General features: G+C 67.3%; 17 protein-coding genes. 11 read left to right on the plus strand and 6 right to left on the minus strand.

What is annotated here, in order from left to right; genetic code table 11:
* Nucleotides 1-60 precede the first annotated feature (60 nt).
* Both ABT053_RS26515 and ABT053_RS26520 read right to left on the minus strand, forming a co-directional pair.
* Nucleotides 61-846 carry an ABC transporter permease gene (locus tag ABT053_RS26515; protein ID WP_350972278.1) on the minus strand — a complete coding sequence of 262 codons (786 nt, stop codon included), beginning with the start codon at nucleotides 844-846 and terminating at the stop codon, nucleotides 61-63.
* A gap of 44 nt (nucleotides 847-890) precedes the next feature.
* Nucleotides 891-1,808: an ABC transporter ATP-binding protein gene (locus tag ABT053_RS26520; protein ID WP_350972279.1), complete on the minus strand. Its 918-nt coding sequence runs from the start codon at nucleotides 1,806-1,808 to the stop codon at nucleotides 891-893.
* Nucleotides 1,809-2,321: 513 nt separating this feature from the next.
* Between ABT053_RS26520 and ABT053_RS26525 the strand changes: the two genes are divergently transcribed.
* The 9 genes from ABT053_RS26525 (at nucleotide 2,322) to ABT053_RS26565 (ending at nucleotide 13,126) form a co-directional block, all read left to right on the plus strand.
* Nucleotides 2,322-3,305, plus strand: a complete 984-nt coding sequence (locus tag ABT053_RS26525) for a BtrH N-terminal domain-containing protein (RefSeq protein WP_350972281.1) — start codon at nucleotides 2,322-2,324, stop codon at nucleotides 3,303-3,305.
* A gap of 273 nt (nucleotides 3,306-3,578) precedes the next feature.
* Entirely contained in the window at nucleotides 3,579-5,222 is a 1,644-nt protein-coding gene (locus ABT053_RS26530) for a hypothetical protein (RefSeq protein ID WP_350972283.1), read from the plus strand.
* A gap of 163 nt (nucleotides 5,223-5,385) precedes the next feature.
* Nucleotides 5,386-6,750 (plus strand): M20/M25/M40 family metallo-hydrolase, encoded by a 1,365-nt coding sequence (locus tag ABT053_RS26535; RefSeq protein ID WP_350972285.1) that lies wholly within the window; start codon nucleotides 5,386-5,388, stop codon nucleotides 6,748-6,750.
* Nucleotides 6,751-7,909: 1,159 nt separating this feature from the next.
* Complete coding sequence (locus ABT053_RS26540) at nucleotides 7,910-9,076, plus strand: glycosyltransferase (RefSeq protein WP_350972287.1); 1,167 nt, start codon at nucleotides 7,910-7,912, stop codon at nucleotides 9,074-9,076.
* Nucleotides 9,073-10,392, plus strand: coding sequence for an aromatic ring-hydroxylating oxygenase subunit alpha (locus ABT053_RS26545; RefSeq protein ID WP_350972289.1), 1,320 nt, complete (start codon nucleotides 9,073-9,075; stop codon nucleotides 10,390-10,392). Before ABT053_RS26540 ends, ABT053_RS26545 begins: the two co-directional genes overlap by 4 nt.
* On the plus strand, nucleotides 10,389-10,901 hold the full coding sequence (locus ABT053_RS26550) for an aromatic-ring-hydroxylating dioxygenase subunit beta (RefSeq protein ID WP_350972290.1): 513 nt from the start codon (nucleotides 10,389-10,391) through the stop codon (nucleotides 10,899-10,901). The genes ABT053_RS26545 and ABT053_RS26550 overlap by 4 nt, the downstream gene beginning before the upstream one ends.
* Nucleotides 10,902-10,908: 7 nt before the next feature.
* Nucleotides 10,909-12,141, plus strand: coding sequence for an MFS transporter (locus ABT053_RS26555; RefSeq protein ID WP_350972292.1), 1,233 nt, complete (start codon nucleotides 10,909-10,911; stop codon nucleotides 12,139-12,141).
* 3 nt (nucleotides 12,142-12,144) lie between these two features.
* Nucleotides 12,145-12,537 carry a carboxymuconolactone decarboxylase family protein gene (locus ABT053_RS26560; protein WP_350972295.1) on the plus strand — a complete coding sequence of 131 codons (393 nt, stop codon included), beginning with the start codon at nucleotides 12,145-12,147 and terminating at the stop codon, nucleotides 12,535-12,537.
* Nucleotides 12,527-13,126: a hypothetical protein gene (locus ABT053_RS26565; RefSeq protein ID WP_350972297.1), complete on the plus strand. Its 600-nt coding sequence runs from the start codon at nucleotides 12,527-12,529 to the stop codon at nucleotides 13,124-13,126. Before ABT053_RS26560 ends, ABT053_RS26565 begins: the two co-directional genes overlap by 11 nt.
* Here ABT053_RS26565 and ABT053_RS26570 read toward each other — a convergent pair.
* From ABT053_RS26570 to ABT053_RS26580, 3 genes are all read right to left on the minus strand, one after another.
* Nucleotides 13,114-13,770, minus strand: a complete 657-nt coding sequence (locus ABT053_RS26570; protein WP_350972299.1) for a flavodoxin family protein — start codon at nucleotides 13,768-13,770, stop codon at nucleotides 13,114-13,116. The genes ABT053_RS26565 and ABT053_RS26570 overlap by 13 nt on opposite strands.
* Before the next feature lie 474 nt (nucleotides 13,771-14,244).
* Entirely contained in the window at nucleotides 14,245-15,897 is a 1,653-nt protein-coding gene (locus ABT053_RS26575; RefSeq protein WP_350972300.1) for an ATP-binding protein, read from the minus strand.
* 820 nt (nucleotides 15,898-16,717) lie between these two features.
* Nucleotides 16,718-17,221: an inclusion body family protein gene (locus tag ABT053_RS26580; protein WP_350972302.1), complete on the minus strand. Its 504-nt coding sequence runs from the start codon at nucleotides 17,219-17,221 to the stop codon at nucleotides 16,718-16,720.
* Between the two features lie 969 nt (nucleotides 17,222-18,190).
* Between ABT053_RS26580 and ABT053_RS26585 the strand changes: the two genes are divergently transcribed.
* Together ABT053_RS26585 and ABT053_RS26590 are read left to right on the plus strand one after the other, a co-directional pair.
* The gene (locus tag ABT053_RS26585; protein WP_350972303.1) at nucleotides 18,191-18,619 is read left to right on the plus strand and encodes a hypothetical protein; all 429 of its coding nucleotides are present in this window, start codon (nucleotides 18,191-18,193) and stop codon (nucleotides 18,617-18,619) included.
* 218 nt (nucleotides 18,620-18,837) lie between these two features.
* On the plus strand, nucleotides 18,838-20,019 hold the full coding sequence (locus ABT053_RS26590; RefSeq protein WP_502991862.1) for an ApeA N-terminal domain 1-containing protein: 1,182 nt from the start codon (nucleotides 18,838-18,840) through the stop codon (nucleotides 20,017-20,019).
* A gap of 559 nt (nucleotides 20,020-20,578) precedes the next feature.
* Here ABT053_RS26590 and ABT053_RS26595 read toward each other — a convergent pair.
* On the minus strand, nucleotides 20,579-20,968 hold a 390-nt coding region (locus ABT053_RS26595; RefSeq protein ID WP_350972306.1), incomplete at its 5' end, for a tetratricopeptide repeat protein.

Here is a 20,968-nt window from a genome sequence, read left to right on the forward strand (position 1 = left end):
TCCCGGCGCCCACTCCGGGCGCCTGTCCCCCGCGCTCATTCCCGCGCCTGTTCCCCGCGCCTATTCCCAGCGGAACCAGCGGACCGCGACGACCGAGCATATGACCGCGTAGCCCGCCAGGGTCAACAAGGGCTGGGCGGACGGGAAGTGGCCCTCGAAGGCGGCCTCCTGGAACGCCTGCATGCCCGCGCCGAGCGGGGTGTAGTGGCTGACACTCTGCATCAGCGGGGGCATCTGCGAGATCGGCACCCAGAGCCCGGCGAAGAACATCATCGGGAAGAACAGCACCGTGCCGATCGCCGTGGCCGGGCCACGGCCGGGCGCCAGCGCGGTGATCATCAGGCCGATCGAGAGCAGCGCGGCGGCCGCGAGCAGCCAGCCGACGGCGAAACCGGCGAGGTTCTGCGGCAGGCGGACGCCGAAGCCGAGCCTGGCCACGGCGAGGAACAGGGTCACCGCGACGAGCGCGATGGCGAGGTTGGCCACGAGCTGGGCGGCGAGCACGCGGGCCGGGCCGATCGGCGTGGTCCGCATGCGCCGCAGCACGCCGTTCTCCCGGTATCCCGCGAGTATCGTCGGCAGCGCGGTCAGCGCGAGGATGGCCAGGTTGAACAGGATGATGACCGGCACGTAGAGGTCGAAGTACGTCAGGCCGCCACCGGCCTCCACGGGCTCCCTCAGGACGGGGACGTTGCCGAGGATGATCAACAGGACCAGCGGGAAGCCGACCCCCCACAGCGGACCGGTCTTCTCCCGGACACAGAGTTTGATCTCGGCCTTGGTGAGCCTCCACGTCGCGGAACCGCGCTTGGCGGTGGCGGGGGCGGCCGTGCTCAGGGCTGACATGGGTATGACTTCCTCTCCTGGTGACTGGGCTGCGTCGGTTCGGATCACGCGGTGGCGTCGGGGCGTTTCCCGGTCAGCTCGACGAACGCGTCCTCCAGGCTCGCCTGCTCGACGCGCAGCCGTTCGGCCACGATCTGGTTGCGTGCCAGTACGGCGGTGACGGCGTTGAGCGCGTTGCTGTTGCCGCTGACGACGACCAGCTCGCCCCGGCGGGTGACGCCGGAGACGTCGGGCAGGCTCGTCAGCAGCTCGTCGTCCAATTGCCTGGACGGCCGGAACCGGATCCGCTGCTCGATGCGGGCCCGCTCGGTCAGGCCGGCCGGGGTGTCCACCGTGACGACGCGGCCCGCGTCGATCAGCGCCAGCCGGTCACACAGCCGCTCGGCCTCCTCCATGAAGTGGGTGACCAGCACGATCGTCACCCCGCGGGAGCGCACACCCTCGATCAGGTTCCAGGTGTCGCGCCGCGCCTGCGGGTCGAGGCCGGTGGTGAGCTCGTCGAGGATCGCCACCCGGGGGTTGCCGACGAGCGCCAGCGCGATGGAGAGCCGCTGCTTCTGGCCACCGGACAGCTTGGCGTACCTGGTCTTCGCCTTGCCCGCCAGGCCGAGGCCCTCCATCAGCTCGCGCCAGTCGGCCGGATCGGGATAGAAGGAGCTGTAGAGCTCCAGGGCCTCGGCGACCTCCAGCCGCTCCTGGATCTGCCCCGCCTGCAACTGCACGCCGAGCCGCCGGGTCAGCTCGGCGTGGTCCCGGCGGGGATCGAGCCCGAGCACCTTGATCTCGCCCCGGTCCGGCGTGCGGAGGCCCTCGACGCACTCCACGGTCGTCGTCTTGCCGGCGCCGTTCGGGCCGAGGATCCCGAAGATCTCGCCCTCCTGGACGGTGAGCGAGACGTCGTCGACCGCGACGTTGTTCCCGTAGCGCTTGTGGAGATTGCGTACCTCGATAACCGGTGGCATGTGCGTGTCCTCTCGGGCTCGGAACCATCAGCGGCTGGCTGTCTCCAGCCTTCTACGGCGGCCCTTTTTCCGACATTGACCGGTGGACGGGACCTGGCCGCCGTGCGGTGGGGGAACCGGCCCCACCGGGTGGCGGTCCCTATCAACCGATCGGTTGATGGCGACCACCCGGACGAGCCCGAACACGAAGAGGCGCGCCATGACTCCGCGAGCCCGAACGCGAAGAGGCGCGCCATGACTCCGCGAGCCCGACGGGCCGGATCCCGGATCCTGCGCCCCGCCCCACCGTGACGTGGAGCCGTCCGTTCCGGGCGTTCACCGCCGCGTGGGCCGAGCCCGCACGGCCTCCGAGAGGACGGGACGCGCCCCGGCCGTCGAGGATGGGGCCGATCCCGGCTGGACTCTCCCCCTGTGGGAGGCGGCACGCTACTCCCAGCGGCCCCCGGTGATTGACCATGAAGGTGCCGAGGACGGGGACGACCGTTCACCGCGTCAGCCTGAGGAGATCGACGCATGACCATCGTGAAGGGCATCGAGGCCCGCGGCACGCACCACTGCGAGACGACGGCGCTGGGGGTGCTGTTGCGGCATGAGGGTCTCGATCTGACCGAGCCCATGCTGTTCGGACTGGGCTCGGGCCTGTCCTTCGTCTACTGGGACGGCAAGGCCATGGCGTTCCCCTTCCTCGGGGGCCGCGTCAGGCCCTTCGACCTCACCAGGAACCTGGCCGCCAGGCTGGGACTGACGCTGACGGCCGAGGAGACCACCTCACCGCGCAAGGCGTGGGCGAACGTGGCCGCCCCCATCGACGCCGGCCGCCCGGTCGGCCTCCAGCTCGACTGCTACCACCTGGACTACTTCCGTTCCAGGGTGCACTTCGGCGGTCATGTCGTCGCCATGTACGGCTACGACGAGCACGACGCCTACCTCGTGGACACCGAGCAGCAGGGAGGAGCGGTGCGCACCAGCCTGGCCGGCCTCGCCATGGCACGCGCCGAACGCGGCCCGATGACCGCCAGGAACCGATCGTTCACCATCACCCTGCCGGCTCACCCGCCTTCCTGGCAGGACCGGATCATCCCCGCCATCAAGGACTGCGCCGACGCCTTCCTCACCGCCCCCATCGCGAACCTGGGCCACCGCGGCATCGAGAAAGCCGGCAAGAAGGTGCCCGGATGGCTGCTGCGCGCCGGTGAGCCGCGGCGGGACCTGCCGCAGGCCGCCCTCCTCATGGAGAAGGGCGGCACCGGCGGCGCCCTGTTCCGCGCCCTCTACCGCGACTTCCTCGACGAGTGCACCGGGCTGATCGACAACGACGGCCTCCGCACCGGTCACAGGCTGTACGCCGAGGCCGCCGCCCTGTGGACGGACGTGTCCACCCTGATCGAGAAGGCCGGGGAGAGCGGCGACGCGGAGTATCTCGAACAGGCCGGCGTCATCCTCCACGACCTTTCACGCATCGAGAAGGACGCCATGCAGGTGCTGCGTCAGTTGTGACCCGAAAGGGAAACCGGCCCATCGCCGTCGAATACCAACAAGGACACCCTGCGCGCACCGTGTGCGATCTGATCGGCGGGGCGGGGCCGCTCGTTCCGTCGTGTCCACCCGTACGGCGGTGCCGCACTAAGATCGTTTCCCGTGCTTCCGGATAATTCCTGGCGGATTATAAGAATTGGAGTAGTAAGTCTGGTTCTTGCGGCGGCGGCCGCGGGCCTGGTGTTCGGCGATGCCTGGCTCTGGACGGCCGTCGAATGGTCGCCGCCGGCCTATGTGGACTTCTACACGCGCGACGGGTTCGACACCCTGACGACCGCGGCGCTGCTCGTGGCCGCCCTGGTGAAGGCCGCGCTGCTGTGGCTGATCCTGCGCGCCCCCGCGCGGGGACCGCTGGACCGCCGGGAGAAGGCACTGCGCCGGCTGCTGTATCTGACGGTGGCGTACGCCCTCGTGCTGCGGTATCCGATCGCGCTGCTCCCCGAAGCGGCCGGGGCGGCGTTCCAGCTCGCGCTGTGGACCGCGATCTATGTCCTCTACCTGCTCGTCATCCGCTGGCGGTCCCGCACGCTGCGCGCGGCGGCCGGAGCGATGTTCGCGGCCGAGCTGATCGGGATGACCGACTACCTGCTCGACGAACTCGACCTCCCGGAACTCGGATCGGGCGGCATCTTCGAATTCGGCCTGATGCTGGCCGGAGTGACCGCGACCGTCCTCACGGTCGTCGGGCAGCGGCGCGACGGCCGGTGGAGCCGCGGCACGCAGGTCGCCGGGTGGTTGTCGTTGAGCGTCTACGCGCTGGTCCTCCCGCTCAACTTCCTCTTCGGAAGCATGTCCAGCGGCAGTCTGGCGTTGCAGGTCATGATGGACGCGGTAGGGCTCGTCGGCCTCGTGTGGATCGCGGCGACCGCCCGCGAACTGCCCACCCAGGAACGCCCGGCGGACCCTCCGCCCGCGCGGCGGCGCGCGGTCCGCGTCGCGGTGGCGGCCGTGGTCCTGCTGCCGGTCATCGGACTGATCCACCCGGAGCAGAACCCGCACCTCACCTACACCGGCTGGTCGGCGGCCTGCTACGAAGGGCTCGGTTTCGGCGACCTGAAACCCGCCGAACGCGAAGCCGCGTTCCTGTGCCGGGCGCGGAGCACGGACGGCGGGGTCCTGCCCATGTTCCCGGACAACCTGTCGGACCAGCAGATCCTCGCGTACGGGCGGGCGCTGTGCCGTGCGAAGGACCCCCGTGAGCAGGAGGCGATCCTGACGCGGGCCGGGAGCGCGCGGCCCGCCTGGGGCGCGAACCCGTGGGACCTCGTCCACGTCTGCCCGGAGATCGTCGGCGCGACCCATCCCGAGCTGCTGCGGTCGACCACGGAGACGGAGGCGGCGAACACCGCCTACATCGCCGAGAAGAACGCGGCGTGCCGCGACCCGTGGCCCCGGACGAAGGGTGTCGTCCAGGCCACGGCCACCTACTTCCTGTTCGCCGACGGCGATCACGGCTACCTGGTCCACGACCCCGAGGACGAGACGGCCGACGAGGAGGCGGAGCGGGCGATGGAAAAGGTCTACGACGACGACAGCGCCCTCATCGGGGTGGCCGGCAGCGCGGTGCTCGTCGGGCACATCGAGGACGTCGTCGACCTGTGCCTCACGGTGAAGGCCTTCCGCACCGCGCCGCCGCGGCGGACGGCCGGGTGGCAGCAGGTCAACGAGGTGCCGGTCGTCAGCCGCAGCGGCCTGCTCACCGTGCCGGAGATGGGCGGCGGAGAGGTGGGCGCGGGTGCCCCGATGCCGAACCTGGCGATCGCGGGGAAGGGCCGCTACCGGCTCCGTGTCTACGTGCGGGCCGGCGCTACCGGGGAGGAGCACCTGGTCGTCGTGTTCCCGGGCGCGTCGAGGAAGAGGCTCACACTGAAGCCGTGAGCGGTGGCGGGGGCGCCCGCTCGCCCCCGCCGTCCTCGAGCGCCGCGTATTGGGCATGGACAAAGTTTCTATGTCCGGATAAACCCACTATGTGGATGACAAAGATTCTCAACTCTCCAGTCAAGCCAGCCGTCGTACCTTTCTCTCCGTTTCCGCCGCCGCGGTGGCGACCGCGGGAGTGACCCTCGACGGACGCCCGGCGGCGGCAGCGGGCTCGGATCGCCCGGCCGGTCCCGGCCGGCCCGTCACCAGGCAGCACCCCGACGCCGAGCTGCGCGCCCTGCTGCGGAACATCGACGAGCGGCGCGTCGAGGCCACCGTCCGCAAGCTCGTGAGCTTCGGCACCAGGCACACCCTCTCCGTCCAGGACGATCCGAACCGCGGCATCGGCGCCGCCCGCGACTGGATCTTCGCCGAGATGAAGAGGTACGCCGCGGCGTCCGGCGGGCGCATGACCGTCGAGCTGCAGTCCTACGTCCAGCAGCCCGCCACCCGGATCCCTGCCGCCACCACCATCACCAACGTCGTCGCCACCCTGCGCGGCTCCGTCACCCCTGACCGGATATACGTGGTGTCAGGCCACTACGACTCACGGGTCACCGACGTCATGAACGCCACGGCGGACGCGCCGGGCGCCAACGACGACGCCTCCGGCGTGGCCGTCGCCATGGAACTCGCCCGCGTCATGGCCACCCGCCGGCCCGAGGCCACCATCGTCTTCGCGGCCGTCGCGGGGGAGGAGCAGAACCTGTACGGCGCCAGGTACATGGCCGGGCAGTACAAGGCCGCGTCCGCCGACGTGCAGGCGATGTTCACCAACGACATCGTCGGCAGCAGCACCGCCGACGACGGCACCCGCGACCCCCGCACCGTCCGGCTCTTCGCCGAGGGCGTGCCCACCGCGGAGACCCCCGCCCAGGCGAACACCCGCCGCTCGGTCGGCGGCGAGAACGACTCACCCGCCCGCCAGCTCGCCCGCTTCGTCACGAACGTCGCCGACAACGACGCCACCGGCATGAACGTCCGGATCATCTACCGCCGCGACCGTTACCTGCGCGGCGGAGACCACATCGGTTTCCTCGAACAGGGCTACCCCGCCGCCCGCTTCACCGAACCCAACGAGAACTTCGACCACCAGCATCAGGACGTACGCGTCGAGAACGGCAGGCAATTCGGCGACCTCCCCGAATTCTGCGACTTCCCCTACATCGCCCGCGTCGCCCGCGTCAACGCCGCGACCCTCTGGTCACTCGCCCAGGCTCCCGGCACGCCCAAGGACGTCAAGATCCTCACCAACCAGCTCACCAACGACACCGACCTCGTCTGGACCCGCGGCACCGAACCCGACCTCGCCGGTTACGAAATCGTCTGGCGCGAGACCACCAGCCCCGACTGGACCCACGTCATCCCGGTCGGCGACGTCGCCGAAGTGCGCGTCGACCTCTCCAAGGACAATGTCTTCTTCGGCGTACGGGCCGTCGACAGAGCCGGGCACCGCAGCCCTGCCGCTTTCCCCGTGCCTTCCTGACCCGGCGGGGGCAGGCACTTAACGGCACGCGCCTTCCTTTGATCCCGAGAAACCCTTTCCCTCCAAGCGGCAGCGAAAAGCACGAGGGAAACGAGAAGACTCACTCCCGATAATCGACACCGCTTCACAATCGGCCAACGTCCCACCGGACTGAGAGCGTTTCGCGTTCGGCATCAAATCCCATACTCGCAAATTCACATTGACGGCGTTTTCGTCAAGCATCGAAAAAGCGCCCCGGCCGTGATCGGCTCGGGGCGTTTACGCTGCCCGGCCGCCATGGCCGGGGGCGGGGCCGAGCCGCCTGCCCTCCGCTTTTCAAGCGGACCGATCACCCTGGTCAGGTGGCGGAGACGTGGTCGGAGAGCGATGGACGGTGGCCCAAGCAATTCCATGCGCGGGGACAATGCCGTCAGCGACGCTGTCACCCTGACCATGGCCGCCGATGGCGAGCCCCGGCGAAGAAGGGGTTTTGGCATCGATCGCCCCCGCGGTCGACGGCGACTGCCGAAGCGGACGATCATCACGACTCCGCCATGGGACTCGGCAAAGACACCCGTGTAAGGAGAGCGATCGCGATCGGGGCCGCTCAGGTCTGCTGGTCTGCGACTATGGCCGAGACCACGCCTGAACCGTTCTGGATGATTTCACAAATGCCCGGCGGACAGGAATTCGCGGACAGGAAGTCGGGCGACCTGTCTCACCTACTGAGCGGGCACCGACTCTGTCACAGGACACTCATCTGTCGCGTAAGAGTCCCATAGCCGTCCTTGACGAAGTCGCTTCCAGCAAAGTGGTGGTAGATGACAGAAGAGAGGCGTTGACATCGATTGCACATCCCGGCAGGCTTTGCGAAGCTCCTCAAGGGACAGGCGGTGAACCCGGTTGTTTCGAAGTTGTTTCCAATAACGTCGATCGATGTGTCCCCTCAGCGATGACGGGAAATGCGTAGAGCCTCGTAGCAGTACCCGGACGTCGACGGTCCCTTTCGCCCGCCGGGCGTTCTCGCCTGTCCGGGGGCGGAGCCATGCCGTTCGCGCGTCGCCGTCTCGACCACTCGTTTCCGAAAGCAGGGGGGTGTCGCGGTCGTGGCCGCTGTGGTGCATCCAGAGCCGGATCTCGGGTCGGCCTGGTCGTCTTCTTTCGATGGATCGGAGATCTGATGCGCGTCGCCCTTCTCACCACGACTCAGCACGGTCACCTGAACCCCTATGTTCCGGTGGTCAACGCGCTCCAGGACGCAGGCAGCGAGGTCGAGCTGCTGCTGTTGTCCGCGGACGGCGGCGCGCTCGACGAGCAGCGTGGCCAGGCCCTGGGCAAGGCGCAGGTCCACGAGATCGGGCAGGTCGAGATGGCGCCGTGGAGCGGCGACCCGGCGAAGATCGGCCCGATGCTCCGGTCGTCGCCGGTGGCCGGCCAGACGGCCGACGCGCTCCGCGCGGCGGCGCCGGACTTCGTGCTCGTCGACTCGCTGCCGGTCACGGCGTCGGCCATGGTCGGCGCGCATGCGTCCGGCGTGCCGTACGGGATGATCTGGGCCAACCTGGGCGGAGTGTGCCCGAGGGAGCACCGACGAGGTCGCTGGGCGTACGACGAGCAGGTCGGCGGCTATCTGACCGGGCACGGGGTGTTGTGGTCGACCAAGACGCATTCGGCGCGTTCGCCGATCCTCAACCTGATGCCGACGATTCCCGCCCTCGTCGGGGACGACGCGGTCACCGACGACGGTGTGCGGCTGGTCGGGCTGCCCGGTGCGGCGGGACCCCGCGGCGACGAGGTCGCCTTCTCCGGCCTGGATCGGATCGACCCCGGCCGCCCGCTGGTGTACGTCTCCTTCGGCACGATCTTCTACCGGCGGCCGGACCTGCTGCGCACGGTGATCATCGGGGCGGCGGCGACCGGCGCGCAGGTGATCGCCTCGGTGGGAGATCTCGCCGAGGAGCTCGCGCTGCCCGACGAAGTGATCACCGCCCCGTACGTGCCGCAGCGTGAGGTGCTCGAACGCGCCGACGTGTTCGTCACCCACGGCGGATACAACTCCGTGGCGGAGTCGGTCCGGGCGGCGACGCCGATGCTGGTGATCCCGCTCGCCGTGGACCAGCCCATCCAGGCGTACTTCGTGGGGAGGGCGGGCTTCGGGACGGCGCTGGAGCCGGCCGGCGCCACCGAGCGGGCGGTCGCCGACGCCGTCAGCGACCTGCTCGATCCCGCCCGGGACTACCGGGCCCGGCTGCGCGCCGCACAGCCGGAGTGCGGCGATTCCGCCGTGCGCACGGCCGAGCTGGTCATCGGCGCGGTCGAGACGCTACAGCGAAAGGGTGAGCGGTGACGATCGAACTACAGCGGCCGGTGGGCGACCCGATCGTGATGGAGGACCTCGAGCGCCTCTCGTTCCGGGTGGACCGCCGCGCCTACACCGACGACGACCTCGCCGCACAGGAGATGGCCAGGATCTTCGATCGCTGCTGGCTGTACGTCGGGCACGAGTCGGAGGTGCCCGAGCCGGGCTCCTACGTGGCCCGCGACGTCGGCGGGCGCCCGGTGGTCATGGCGCGCGGGTCCGACGGGGTGATCCGGGTGTTCGCGAACAGCTGCACCCACCGCGGGGCCCTGATCTGCTCGCAGCCGTCCGGGCAGGCCAGGTCGTTCCGGTGCCCGTACCACGACTGGACGTTCTCCAACCAGGGCGACCTGGTCGGGGTCCCGATCCCCGACGGGTACGGACCGGGCTTCCGGAAGGCCGACTTCGGCCTGGCGCAGCACCGCAGCGACGGTTACCGCGGTTTCGTGTTCGCCACCTTCGACCCGGAGCAGCCGCGCACCCTGACCGAGTACCTGGCGGGTGCGACGGAGTACCTCGACCTGATCGACGACCAGTCCGAGGCCGGGATGGAGGTGATCCAGGGCGCGCAACTCCACGGGGCCCGGGCCAACTGGAAGCTCATGATGGAGAACAGCGTCGACATCTACCACTTCCGGGCCCTGCACAAGCGTTACGTCGGCTACATGGAGTCGCTGGGGTCGGTGCCGCCACGACGACGAGGCGGCTTCGGCCGCGCCCTCGGGCTGGGGCACGGGGCCAACGAGCTGCCACCGGCGGCGGCCCGCCCGCTCGCCTACTGGACGCCGATGTTCGGCGACGAGGTCCGGCCGCGGATCGAGGCGACGGCCGCGCGGTTCGTCGACCGGTTCGGCGCCGAACGCGCCGAACGGATCACCGGCACCAACCGCGCGGTGCTGATCTTCCCCAACCTGATGATCATCGACGCGATCGCGATCACGATTCGTAAGATCGACCCGGTCGGCGCCGGCCAGATGGCCATCACCTCGGTCGCCCTCGCCCCCAGGGACGAGGATCCGGACATCCGGGAGCTCCGCAAGAGTCACTACCTGACGTTCCTCGGCCCCGCCGGCTTCGCCACCCCCGACGACATCGAGATCGTCGAGTCGTGCCAGCGGGGTTACCTCAACCGCACGGTCCGCTACTCGGACCTGTCACGCGGCATGAACAAGGAGGTCCCGGAGACGACCGACGAGCTTCCCGCCCGCGAGTTCTGGCGGCAGTGGGACCGGCTGATGCACGGCGACGACGGTCACCTGGAGGCCGCCCACCGGGCCGGGACGCGAGGGGCGGAACCACGATGACCATCGAGCTGACGGTCGACGAGGCGGCCCAGGCGCGGCTGTGGCACCGGGTGAGCCAGTTCCTGTTCCGCGAGGCCCGGCTGCTCGACGAGTGGCGCCTGCTCGAGTGGTACGACGAGATGCTGACCGGCGACATCCGCTACTCGATCCCGGCCACCGACGTCCGCGGCGAGACGGCCGGCGCGCTCGGGCTCGTCGACGACGACCCCGCCCGGCTGCGCCAGCGGATCGAACAGCTCCTCAACGGCGAGGTGTGGTGCGAGAACCCCCGGTCGCGGACGAACCGGATGATCAGCAACGTGGAGGTCCTGGCCGATCGGGGCACCCACCTCGACGTGGCGGCGAACGTCGTCGTGTACCGGTTCGGGCACGGGCGCTCCGACGCCTACGTCGGGAAATACCGGTTCGAGCTCGTCGTCGAGGGCGAGTCGTTCCGGGTCCGCAGACGGGTCGTGGTGCTCGACCACGAGACGTTGTACGAACACGGAAAGCTCAGCATCATCCTGTGACCGGACAGTGACGGCGGCCGGCCCCGGCAGCGTCCCACCCGTTGCCACCGCCCAGCCGAGTCTCCCCCGCGAGGTCTACGTCCTCAGCGTCGTCGGTGGCTGCGTCATGCTGGGCCTGGGACTGGTGCTCCCGGTGCTCCCGGTGTACGCGGCGGCGTTCGGGGCCGGGCCCACCCAGATCGGGGCGCTCGTCGCCCTGTTCGCGCTGATGCGGCTGGCCGCCAGTCCGTTCTGCGGCCGGCTCGGGGTTCGTTTCGGGGAGCGGCGAGTCCTGGTCGCGGGCCTGCTGCTGTGCTCGCTCTCCTCGGCCCTGATCGCGTTCGCCGGGTCCTACGGGCAGCTGCTCGTGTTCCGCGGCCTCGGCGGCGTCGGCTCGGTGCTGTTCTCGGTGTCCGCGCTGGCGACGCTCCTGGCGGTCGCGCCGCCCGACCGGCGGGGCCGGGCCGGCGCCGTGTTCGAGGCGGGCTTCCTGCTCGGCGGGATCTGCGGACCGGCACTGGGCGGGCTCCTCGCCCTCGTCACCCTGTCCGCGCCGTTCCTGGCGTACGCCGTGCTGTTGCTCGCCGCCGCGGTGCTCACGCTGGCGGTGCTCCGCACCGGCCGGACCTCCGGCGCGGAGCCCGGCCGTGAGGTGGTCCGGCTACCGGTCCTGCTGCGGGAGCGCAGCTACCTGGTGGCCTGCCTCGCGGCGCTGGCGCAGGGATGGGTCCTGTTCGGGCTGCGCGGAGCGCTGGTCCCCACGGTGGTCGTGGCGTGGCGGCACGACGTGACGTGGGTCGGGTGGGCGTTCACGATATCCGCCCTCGTCCAGGCGCTGCTGATCATGCCGGCCGGCCGGTTCGTCGACCGGGCCGGCCGCCGGCCCGCCATGATCGCCGGCACCGGTGTGGCCGCGGCGGCGATCACGGCCCTGGTGTTCGCGGACGGCTACACCTGGCTCGTCGTCCTGCTCAGCGTGTACGCGGCGGGATCGGCGCTGCTCAACGCCGCGCCGGCCGCGCTGATCGGCGACGTCATCGCCGGCCGGGCCGGCAGCGGCGTCGCCGTCTTCTCGATGTGCACCGATGTCGGCGCCGTGGTCGGACCGGTCGTCGTCGGGCTCGTCGCCGAGCGCGTGAGCGTTCCGGCGGCCTTCGGCAGCGGCGCCGCGCTGCTGGTCGCCGCCTTCGCGGCGTCGTGGACGTTGACAACCGTTCGGCCGACTGTTCGGCCAACTATCCGGCCAACACGAAGGAGTTGATCCATGAATCAGCCGTCTGCCCGGCATGAGCAGGGTGAGGCCATGTTCCAGCAGGTCTTCGGCCGCGAACCGCGCCCGGGCTCCTACCCGGACTTCCTGCGGATCACCGTCGACCACCTGTTCGGCGAGATCTGGACCCGCCCGCACCTGAGCGTCGAGGAGCGCGAGCTGGTCGCGCTGACCGCGGTCACGCTGGCACGGACCGACTGGGAGCTGCGCGGCCACATCGGTGCCGCCCTGCACCTCGGGATGTCGCGAGAGAAGATCGTCGAAGTCATCATCCAGCTCGCCTACTACGGTGGCTGGCCGGTCGCCAACAACGGGCTGCGCGTGGCCCAGGAGGTCTTCGCCGAGCTGGACGGCGCCACGGCGGAGGAGGCTGACCATGACCGCTGAACCGTCCCCCCTCGACCCGGCCGAGAAGGTCGACCTGTGGCGCCAGCGGTTCTTCGAGGCCCAGGCGGCCGCGGAGGAGTTCATCCTGGGAGAGCACGGCGAAGAAGGCCTGGCCGCGTGGATCCAGGCGAACTCCCGCATCACCGCGGAGCTGCTGCGGGCGCAACGGCCCGCCGGGGTGTCCGCCACCGACCACTTCATGACCCGGCTGCAGAGTCAGCTGTTGCTGTACGACTCGGCGGTGACCAGTGAGCCCCAGCCCTCGGGCACCGTCCTGCGCAACGCCGACTGCGGGATCCTCCGGTACCGCAAACGGGCCGCCCGCGCCGGTGTCGTCCTGACGTTCTCGTCACCGTGCTCGTACTGCCAGGAGCTCAACACCGCCATCGCCGCCCGCTACGTGGAACCGGGCGTCACGGTGTCGTGCGAACAGGCGGGCGACGGGTGCGACTGGCGCGCGGAATCCCCCCACGCTCCGGGATCTCCTCCCGCTCCGGGGTCTCCCCATGCTCCGGGATCATCTCCCGCTCCGGGGTCTCCCCACGTTCCGGGATCATCTCCCGCTCCGGGATCTCCTCACGCTCCGTGAGAGGACGCGGCCGGGTCACCGCATCGCGGACGGGCCGGTGATTGAACGAGCGGCAGTGCCGTGCGGTCGCCGGCCGGCGACCGGCCGACGTCGAGCGTCATGCCGAGTTGCCGGCCCACGGCCACACACAGGTCCAGCGCCGCGGTGCGGGTCAGGTCCTCGTGATCGTTCTGGGTGAAGCACGCCGACGCCACATTCTTGTTCTTCAGGCGCAGGTACCACGGGAACAACGACGCCAGTGCGGGCTCGGTCAGCATCGTGCGCGAATGCACGATCGTCCCCACCAGCAGGTTGCCGAACGGGCGCTGGCTGGCGTTCATGAAGCTCTTCAGGCGCTCCTGGAAGATCTTCAGCACCGCGGGCACGTTCCCCGCGTACACCGGCATGGCGAGCAGCATCGCCTGCGCGCCCTCGGCCAGGCCGACGACGTGCTCGAAGTCGTCGTCGATCGTGCACCGGCCCACCTCGGGATCGAGGCAGGTGTCCTCGCCCTCGCACATCGCGATGCGATGGTCGATCAACCGGATCCGCTGGATCTCCGCGTCACCGGCCTCCCGGACGACGCCGGTGATCGCCGCCTCCAGCAGCGCGTCGGTCAGCGACGGGAGACGCCTCTGCGTGCAGGACAACGCAACGATCTTCATCCGAAGGGTCTCCCGTGTCCGCTCAGCGCCATCCAAGACCGGCCACCCGACGAAACCCCCGTGGCCGCACACCGAGGCAGCCCCAATTTACCCACAATTGAGCATCACCGAAACGGGTATCGAAAAACCACGAACAGGCGCTGGTGTACCCCGAGCCCGGCTTAACCGGACCTGCTCATTCGCCCTCGGAATCGCCACCGCTTCCGAGGGCGGATATCTCAGCCATGCGGAAATCACCGGCGAAGCCTCGGCGCCCGGTCGCCCGCGACATGAACCAGGACGGTCACCGGCTCCAGACGAGGCCGAAACGCCGGCCGGCCCTTCAAGCCGCCCTCACGAAGACGGAATCCGAATTTCCGGCAGGACCCGTGAAGGCGGCCCACGCCCGGGACGCTCCAGAATGGCCGGAGATCCCGCGAAGGCTCAGGACGGCGCAGATCCCGCGAGGCTACAGACAGCGGAGATCTTGCGGGGCTACGGGCGCCTGTCCGTCAGCGAGAGCCGGAGGACGAACCGGGCACCGCACAGCGAGTCCTCGATCGTGAGGGTCCCGTTGTGGGCGCGGACGATGTCGCGCGAGATGGCCAGGCCGAGCCCGCTGCCCCCCGGCTCCCTGCGCCGGCCCTCGTCCAGCCGGACGAAGCGCTCGAAGACGCACTCCCGGTCCTGCGGCGCGATTCCGGCACCGTCGTCACAGACGGTGACGACAGCCAGGCCCTCCGCTCGCCCTACGGTGACCTCGACCCTTTTGTTCGCGTGCCGCCGGGCGTTGACCAGGAGGTTGTCGATGACCCGGATCAGCTGGATCCGGTTGCCCAGGACGTTCACGTCCCGGCACGCGTCGACGTGGACCGGCACGCCATCCGCCATGGCCGCCACCTCCTTCACCACCAGCGCGCCGACGTCGATCGGCTCGTACGCGACCGGCCCTCCGGCGCGGAGCCGGGCCATCACCAACAGGTCCTCGACGATCGTCTCCAGCCGGTCCGTGACCGCCAGCGCCTTCCTGATGGTCTCGTGCGGGTCGACGTCGGCGGGGTAGAGCACCGCCTCCTCCAGCCGGGCGCGGAGACCGGCGAGCGGCGTTCTGAACTCGTGAGAGGTGGAGGAGGCGAACCGGCGTTGCTCCTCGAACATGTCCGCGTTGTCCACGGCGAGCCCGGCCCTGCTGGCGATGTCGCCGATGAGGGACAGATCAGCCGAGTCGTACACCGGGGAGGTCTCGTAACGGGCCAGGGTGAGCGCCCCCAGCACCCGGCGCGGCGTACGCAACGGCGCGACGATGACCGAATGGGCACCCAGCTCCTCGTACGGCCGCCGCCACTGGACGCCGGCCTCGTCCTGATCAATTCGCCCGGCCAGATCCTCAGGGCCGAACAGCACCGCGGGGCCCCCGCGCAGCACCCGCGCCATCGGCGCCCGGGAGGTCTCCGGAAACGCCGGAAGCGGCCCCTCCCACTGCTTGCACTCGACACCGTCCCGGCCCCGCTTGACCACGACCGCCACCCTGTCCACCCCGTCGCCGCTGGGACCGAGCAGGTCGATCATCGCCCAGTCGGCCAGCCGGGGCACCACCAGGCGAGACAGCCGCCGCAGCGCCTCGTCCACCCTCAGGGTGGAGGCGAGCACGATGCTGGTCTCGGCCATCAGCGACAACCGGTCGGTCAGCTTCTCCAATGCCGCGAGGGCGGCCGCCTGCTCGTGTTCCACGGCCTTGTGCCGCGACAGGTCGTAGAACAGGACCACCGAGCCCATGTTCTTCCCCCCGCCCAGCGGGAGCGGGGCCGCCATCACCCCCACCGGGACCAGGCCTCCGGATCCGCGGGTGAACCACGCCTCCTCGCTGCGGACGTACACCCCCTCGGCGAACGCGGCCAGGATCTGGCAGTCCTCGCGGGGGATCGAGCTGCCGTCGGCGTTGCGGTGCAGCAGGTCGTGAGGGTCGACCCCGATCAACTGCCGCGCGGGACGATCGAGCAGCCTCTCGGCGTACGGATTGACCAGGAGAATCTTCCCCCTGTGGTCGACCACGTACAGACCCACGCGCAGCCCCTGGAACAGGGCTCTGACGAGTTCCTCGCTGAACCCATACCCCGCCCAGTACTCCAGGCCATCGCTGGCTGTCACGGCGGTCCCCCCTCACCTCCCACCTGTCCGACCCGCCCGTACGGCGAACAATTACTTAAGGGTATGTATCTCGAAAGAGACTGCCGTGTGCGCCAGGGAGATCCTTCATAGATCATTTTCGACCTAACGAGGCGCGAAACCACCACATGGAGCCGTACGGCACACGTGGCCCGTTTCCGCCCGGCCGGGGCGGCGCGGTCGACGAGGGGCGGAGAACGGGGTCGCAGAGGTGTGCGGAGCCGTGGCAGGCGGTGATCGGGGGACCCCGGCCGCCCGGACCCGCTCGCCGTACGGGTCGGGGTCGTATGCACGGTCGGCGTAGATCGTCCCGGAACGTCGCCGGTTCCGCCGGGTTCCGCCGGAAAGACATCGACCTGGAGAGCAGATCGTCCCGGAACGGTGCCGGCTCCACCGGGAAGACATCGATCTGGGGAAGAGAACGCTGGAGGTGATCCAGACCCTCCAACGGGCCGGAGGCCACGTCCGGTTCGTGAAGCCCAGGATCGGAAGACCCGGAACGCACCTTCCCGCTTCCACCGGCCTGCCTCGGAGCTTCGGCCACAGCGACGTCGGGACGTGCCGGCGTCACCACGTCAAGCTTCAACCGAAATCCTCGATCAGCCTCATCCTATGACGCTGCCGTCACCGGACATCAAAACGCCCCGGGCCTTGATCGGCCCAGGGCACTTGCACTGCTCAGTTGCCGTGGTCAGGGGCGGGGCCCTGTCGTCGAATACCCGCCTGTCATTCCTGAACGTTTTTCATTTTTCACGGCGAAGTGTCACCGGACACAGATCGGCGAATCGGCACACCGACTCCGTCAACCCTGGATATTGATGTACGGGTCCCAGTAGTAGTAGCCCTGCTTTTCGCCCTTGTGGTTAAGAATCATGAAACTGAAGTTGTAGGTGACCGTTCCCGTGTCCAAGACCTCGGACTCCCAGTAGTAGCTGTTGGTTTTCTGGATGGTGGGATTCAACGGGTCATGACTGTTCGGCTGCGGCTCGTTGAGGGCCGCCGACCTCGGCACGGGGATGCTGATCAGATCCTGTCCGGACAGGGCGTTGAATCTGTAGAGGACACTGGTGTACTCGGAGTTCAGGGACAGTGTCGTCTCACGCCACCTGATGATGTCCATGGGGGAGGCATTGACGATCAACTCGCTGCCCGGAGTACTCCCGAGCTGGTTCTGCCGGGTCGTCATGTAGATCAAACTGCTACTGTCGGGGATCGACGTGGGGCTGTTCGGATCGGTGTTCTTGCCGTATTTCCCGAGAATGGTTTCCGCGTCGATGGCGATGAGGACGTTAATGAACTCCGACATACAGAAATTCTCCCTGTGGTGTCCGAAAATGCAGACCGTAGTCCAGAATCCCGCAATCACGATTTGACCGAAAATCGCCCGCCCTTGAAATCTTGCCGAGCCGATGAACCATTGTCAAGATTCGCGAATCAAGATCCTTGAGCGGATCTCCCATTGGGGCGCCCAATAAAGATGCCATGAGCCGCACTTCTTTTTTGGGCAACACAGGAAACGCCGTTCCGTAGTGCCCTTAAGCGCCAGGCCCTCCACCGTTGAGTGGGGCGGCCAATGGGAATCATGATGAACACCGAGACTGGAGTGGTGAGTTGGGAGGCCGGGCGCTGCCCGGGGTTCCACGGGCGGGGATGCCTCCAGCGGGGATCAGCGCACGGCCAACACGCCGGCTCCAGGGTGATCGAGGTCCGCGAAGTGCCGAGCCGTGTCGCCACAACCGGTCAAGTCCCCACTTGGGCTTGATCCGGTTTGACGGACATCCGAGATCAGGGGCTCGTCCCCGGAAGGATGTCCATGATGGAGAGCATGGGAAGGAGAAAACCGCGCCCTCGCCGCTCGTTCACCCGTGAGTCAAGACCGAGATCGTCGAGCTGTGCCGGCGAGGTGACCGTTCGATCGGCCAGGAGGCGGCAGACTTCGATCTCGGCGTACCTCAGAACCGAGACATCAGGAGGCTGGGGCCAATCCCACTTCACACTCAACACCGTTGCTGTCACCGAACATCAAAAAGCCTCGGGCCGTAATCGACTCGGGGCGTTTGTGCTGCTCAGCTGCTGTAGTCAGGGGCGGGGTCGAACCGCCGACCTTCCGCTTTTCAGGCGGACCAATCACCTTGGTCGGGTAGCAGAGACCGTGGTCAGAGGGTGGTGGAGGGTAGCCGAAGTGAGTCCGTGTGTGGGGATGTTGCTGTCAGGGCTGCTGTCACTGCTCCGCCGGGACCTGCGAGACCGTTCCGATCTGTAGGACCATGTCCTCATGTCAGTGACCGAGTTCGCCGGCGTGACCAAGAACAAGGATCGTGGCATCACGTTCAGGGGAGGGCTGTACGAGTTCTGGACCGAGGAGGCTGCCCACATCTACCTTCACGACACCGACTTCAGGCGCCTGACCTATGAGCCCGGCAGGCCGTCGACGTTGGAGCTGGAGTTCATCTACGACCCGCAGTGGACTCCGCCCGAACTGTCGAAGACACCTGTCGTGGTCTTCCGGTTCGAGGACATCCGCCTCGTCGAGTGGCACGAGGACCAGGAGGGCCATGACCGCGTGACCGCTGATCCTGATGTTTCACCGGGGCAGGTCGGGCAGTTCGACTGGGACGGCACCGACATGTTCACGTTGGGCACCTTCATATTGCGCCTGGTCTTTCACGCGCTGCGAGTAACAGTGACCCTGCGCTCGAAGTAGAACGGGCAACCCATCATGGCCTACCCGCTCGAATCTCAGCTTCTTAACGTAACAGACCTGGATGCCTCCTTGATCAAGCATGGAGTTCGATGATGCGTTCCTCACTTGCAGAAGAATTAGAAGGCGGCCTCGGGCATTTCTGGCCCTTTCACGCTTCCAAGCCCAACTTCCGGAAACAGCCTGAGCGCGGATATATTCACCGGGATAAAGGCTGGCTGATGATCGAGACTCTCGACGAGAGGCCATGGGCAGCTAGGTTAGACGAAGAGAAAGAGGGCAATCCAAGAGGTATCGCTGCAATGCTTTCAGAGAGATCAATACTCCTTCTTGAAGCACAGTGGGCCGGGTCTACTCAACGGAGTGGTTACAGAGTTTCATCAAGACGGTATCGCGCCCGAACTGCCATCGGTCGGATTCCGGTTGACGAACTCCAAAGCTCTAAGCTTCTTGGTATCACAGCAAACTTCCATGGAATCGGCACTTGGGCAGGACTGACTGCCACAGAAGAAAGCCATGAGTCCAATAAGGACGGGCGCCTGGAGTCGTGGACAGTGACGTTGAAGTCACCGCCTTCAACGAATCATGGGACATCACGAGGGCGAATCCTATCTTTGTCCACAACATGGAAGGTAGGAGGAGCAGAGGATAGACGACAGCTTAGTGCGCCCGTCTCCATCACTTGTAAGAGCGTTCGTCCGCGCGACCTCTGGGATCTCCTCCAACCTGTGCTACACATTCAGAATATGTTAAACCTTGCATGGGAGGGATTCGTAACTGCAAGTTCAGGATCAGCTGAGCTTCATTTAAAGACAAACGCGACCAGCAAAGAGGATCACCCAGAATTATGGAATGGGGCTCTCATGGTCCCACTAGCTGGCGTTTCAAGCCCTAAGGCGATTAACGAGCGCCCATTATTCACTCTGGAAACAGTCGGAGGAATTGCAGGCCTCGCACGGTGGATAAAGCTCTGCGATACATATCCGCGGGCAGTTGGGCCTGTAGTAAATCTTTACCGCTTCGGCCCAGCAACTTCCGAGGCATCTTTGCTTGCCGTCGCAGCAGGAATCGAGTACTGGGTGAAATGTAATCGACCAGCACTATGGGCCAATAAACATTTCACCAAAGCGTTGGCCGGCCACGTTGGAAAACCTTTTTCTCAATGGGTTGGTGATCCAGACGCGTGGGCCGATGACTTCTGGAAGACATACAACAAGCTTAAGCATGAAATAACGTACGTCGTCGATCCGCGCAAATTGTCAGATCTGGTTCGTAGTGGAAGACTTCTCCTTGGAGCGGATCTACTCAACCGAGTGGCAAGAACTAAGGAACCAAGCCGTTGGCTGTTCCACAGCCACAGAACTTACAACCTTGGCGAGCGACTCCGGGATCGTTATACATGATTACGGCGTCAGGCGCCGTTCTGTCCGACCCATACTGCATCTCTCGATTTAGCCGGTTGATTCTGGTCAGCATCACAAGACCTCTCCGCCATCGAATGAGCCAAGAATGGTGGTTGAGCGAAAGGACGACTGTCGCCGCCGAATTGGCGGCAACCTGGGAAGTTAACTCCCTATAGGGCACCCAACCGCCATCATCGTTCCCCGTATAGCACACAAAGAGCGCCCGCTTGCAAACGGAGCCAGTCGCGAGGCCGAGGGCTCCTTGCCCTGCTCAAGCGGTAGATGCGGGTTGGTGACATGTGACCGTGTAAGGCGGTGTTGCTGTATCTCGCTGCTGTACACAGCATCTCGGTGACGGTCAGCCCGAGTCGCCCGATGGCGGACGAACCATACCGCATAGCCGCTAAGCCCGGGGCCCGGAAGCTCCAGGGCAGCAAAGAGAGCATCGCTTCAGAGAAGCGATCATCTATTTGGCGCTAGTTCGCTTTAACCTAGTGGTACAGCACGTGGAGTAATCAACCGTTCTTGCTCATTCCGCGTAAGCTCCAGAAAGATGGAGCTACCTGACACGTCTTATGTAGTACAGAGCATGCCGCAAGGCGGCGCTGGTGGGGTGGTCGGAACCGTAGGCGGCCTCGGAGATGGCCAACGCCCGCTCCAACAGCGGCACTGCCTCACCTGGCCGCCCCAGAACATGGAAGCTGGCTGCGAGATTCCCCAGCAAGGTGGCGACATCGGGATGATCGGGACCGTAGGCGGCCTCGGAGATGGCCAACGCCCGCTCCAACAGCGGCACCCCCTCACCCGGCCGCCCCAGAGCAAGAAAGCTGGCCGCGAGATTCCCCAACCAGGCGGCGACATCGGGATGATCGGGACCGTAGGCGGCCTCGGAGATGGCCAACGCCCGCTCCAACAGCGGCACCCCCTCACCCGGCCGCCCCAGAGCAAG

This window comes from Streptosporangium sp. NPDC002524 (assembly GCF_040295985.1).
Classification (GTDB): Bacteria; Actinomycetota; Actinomycetes; order Streptosporangiales; family Streptosporangiaceae; genus Streptosporangium.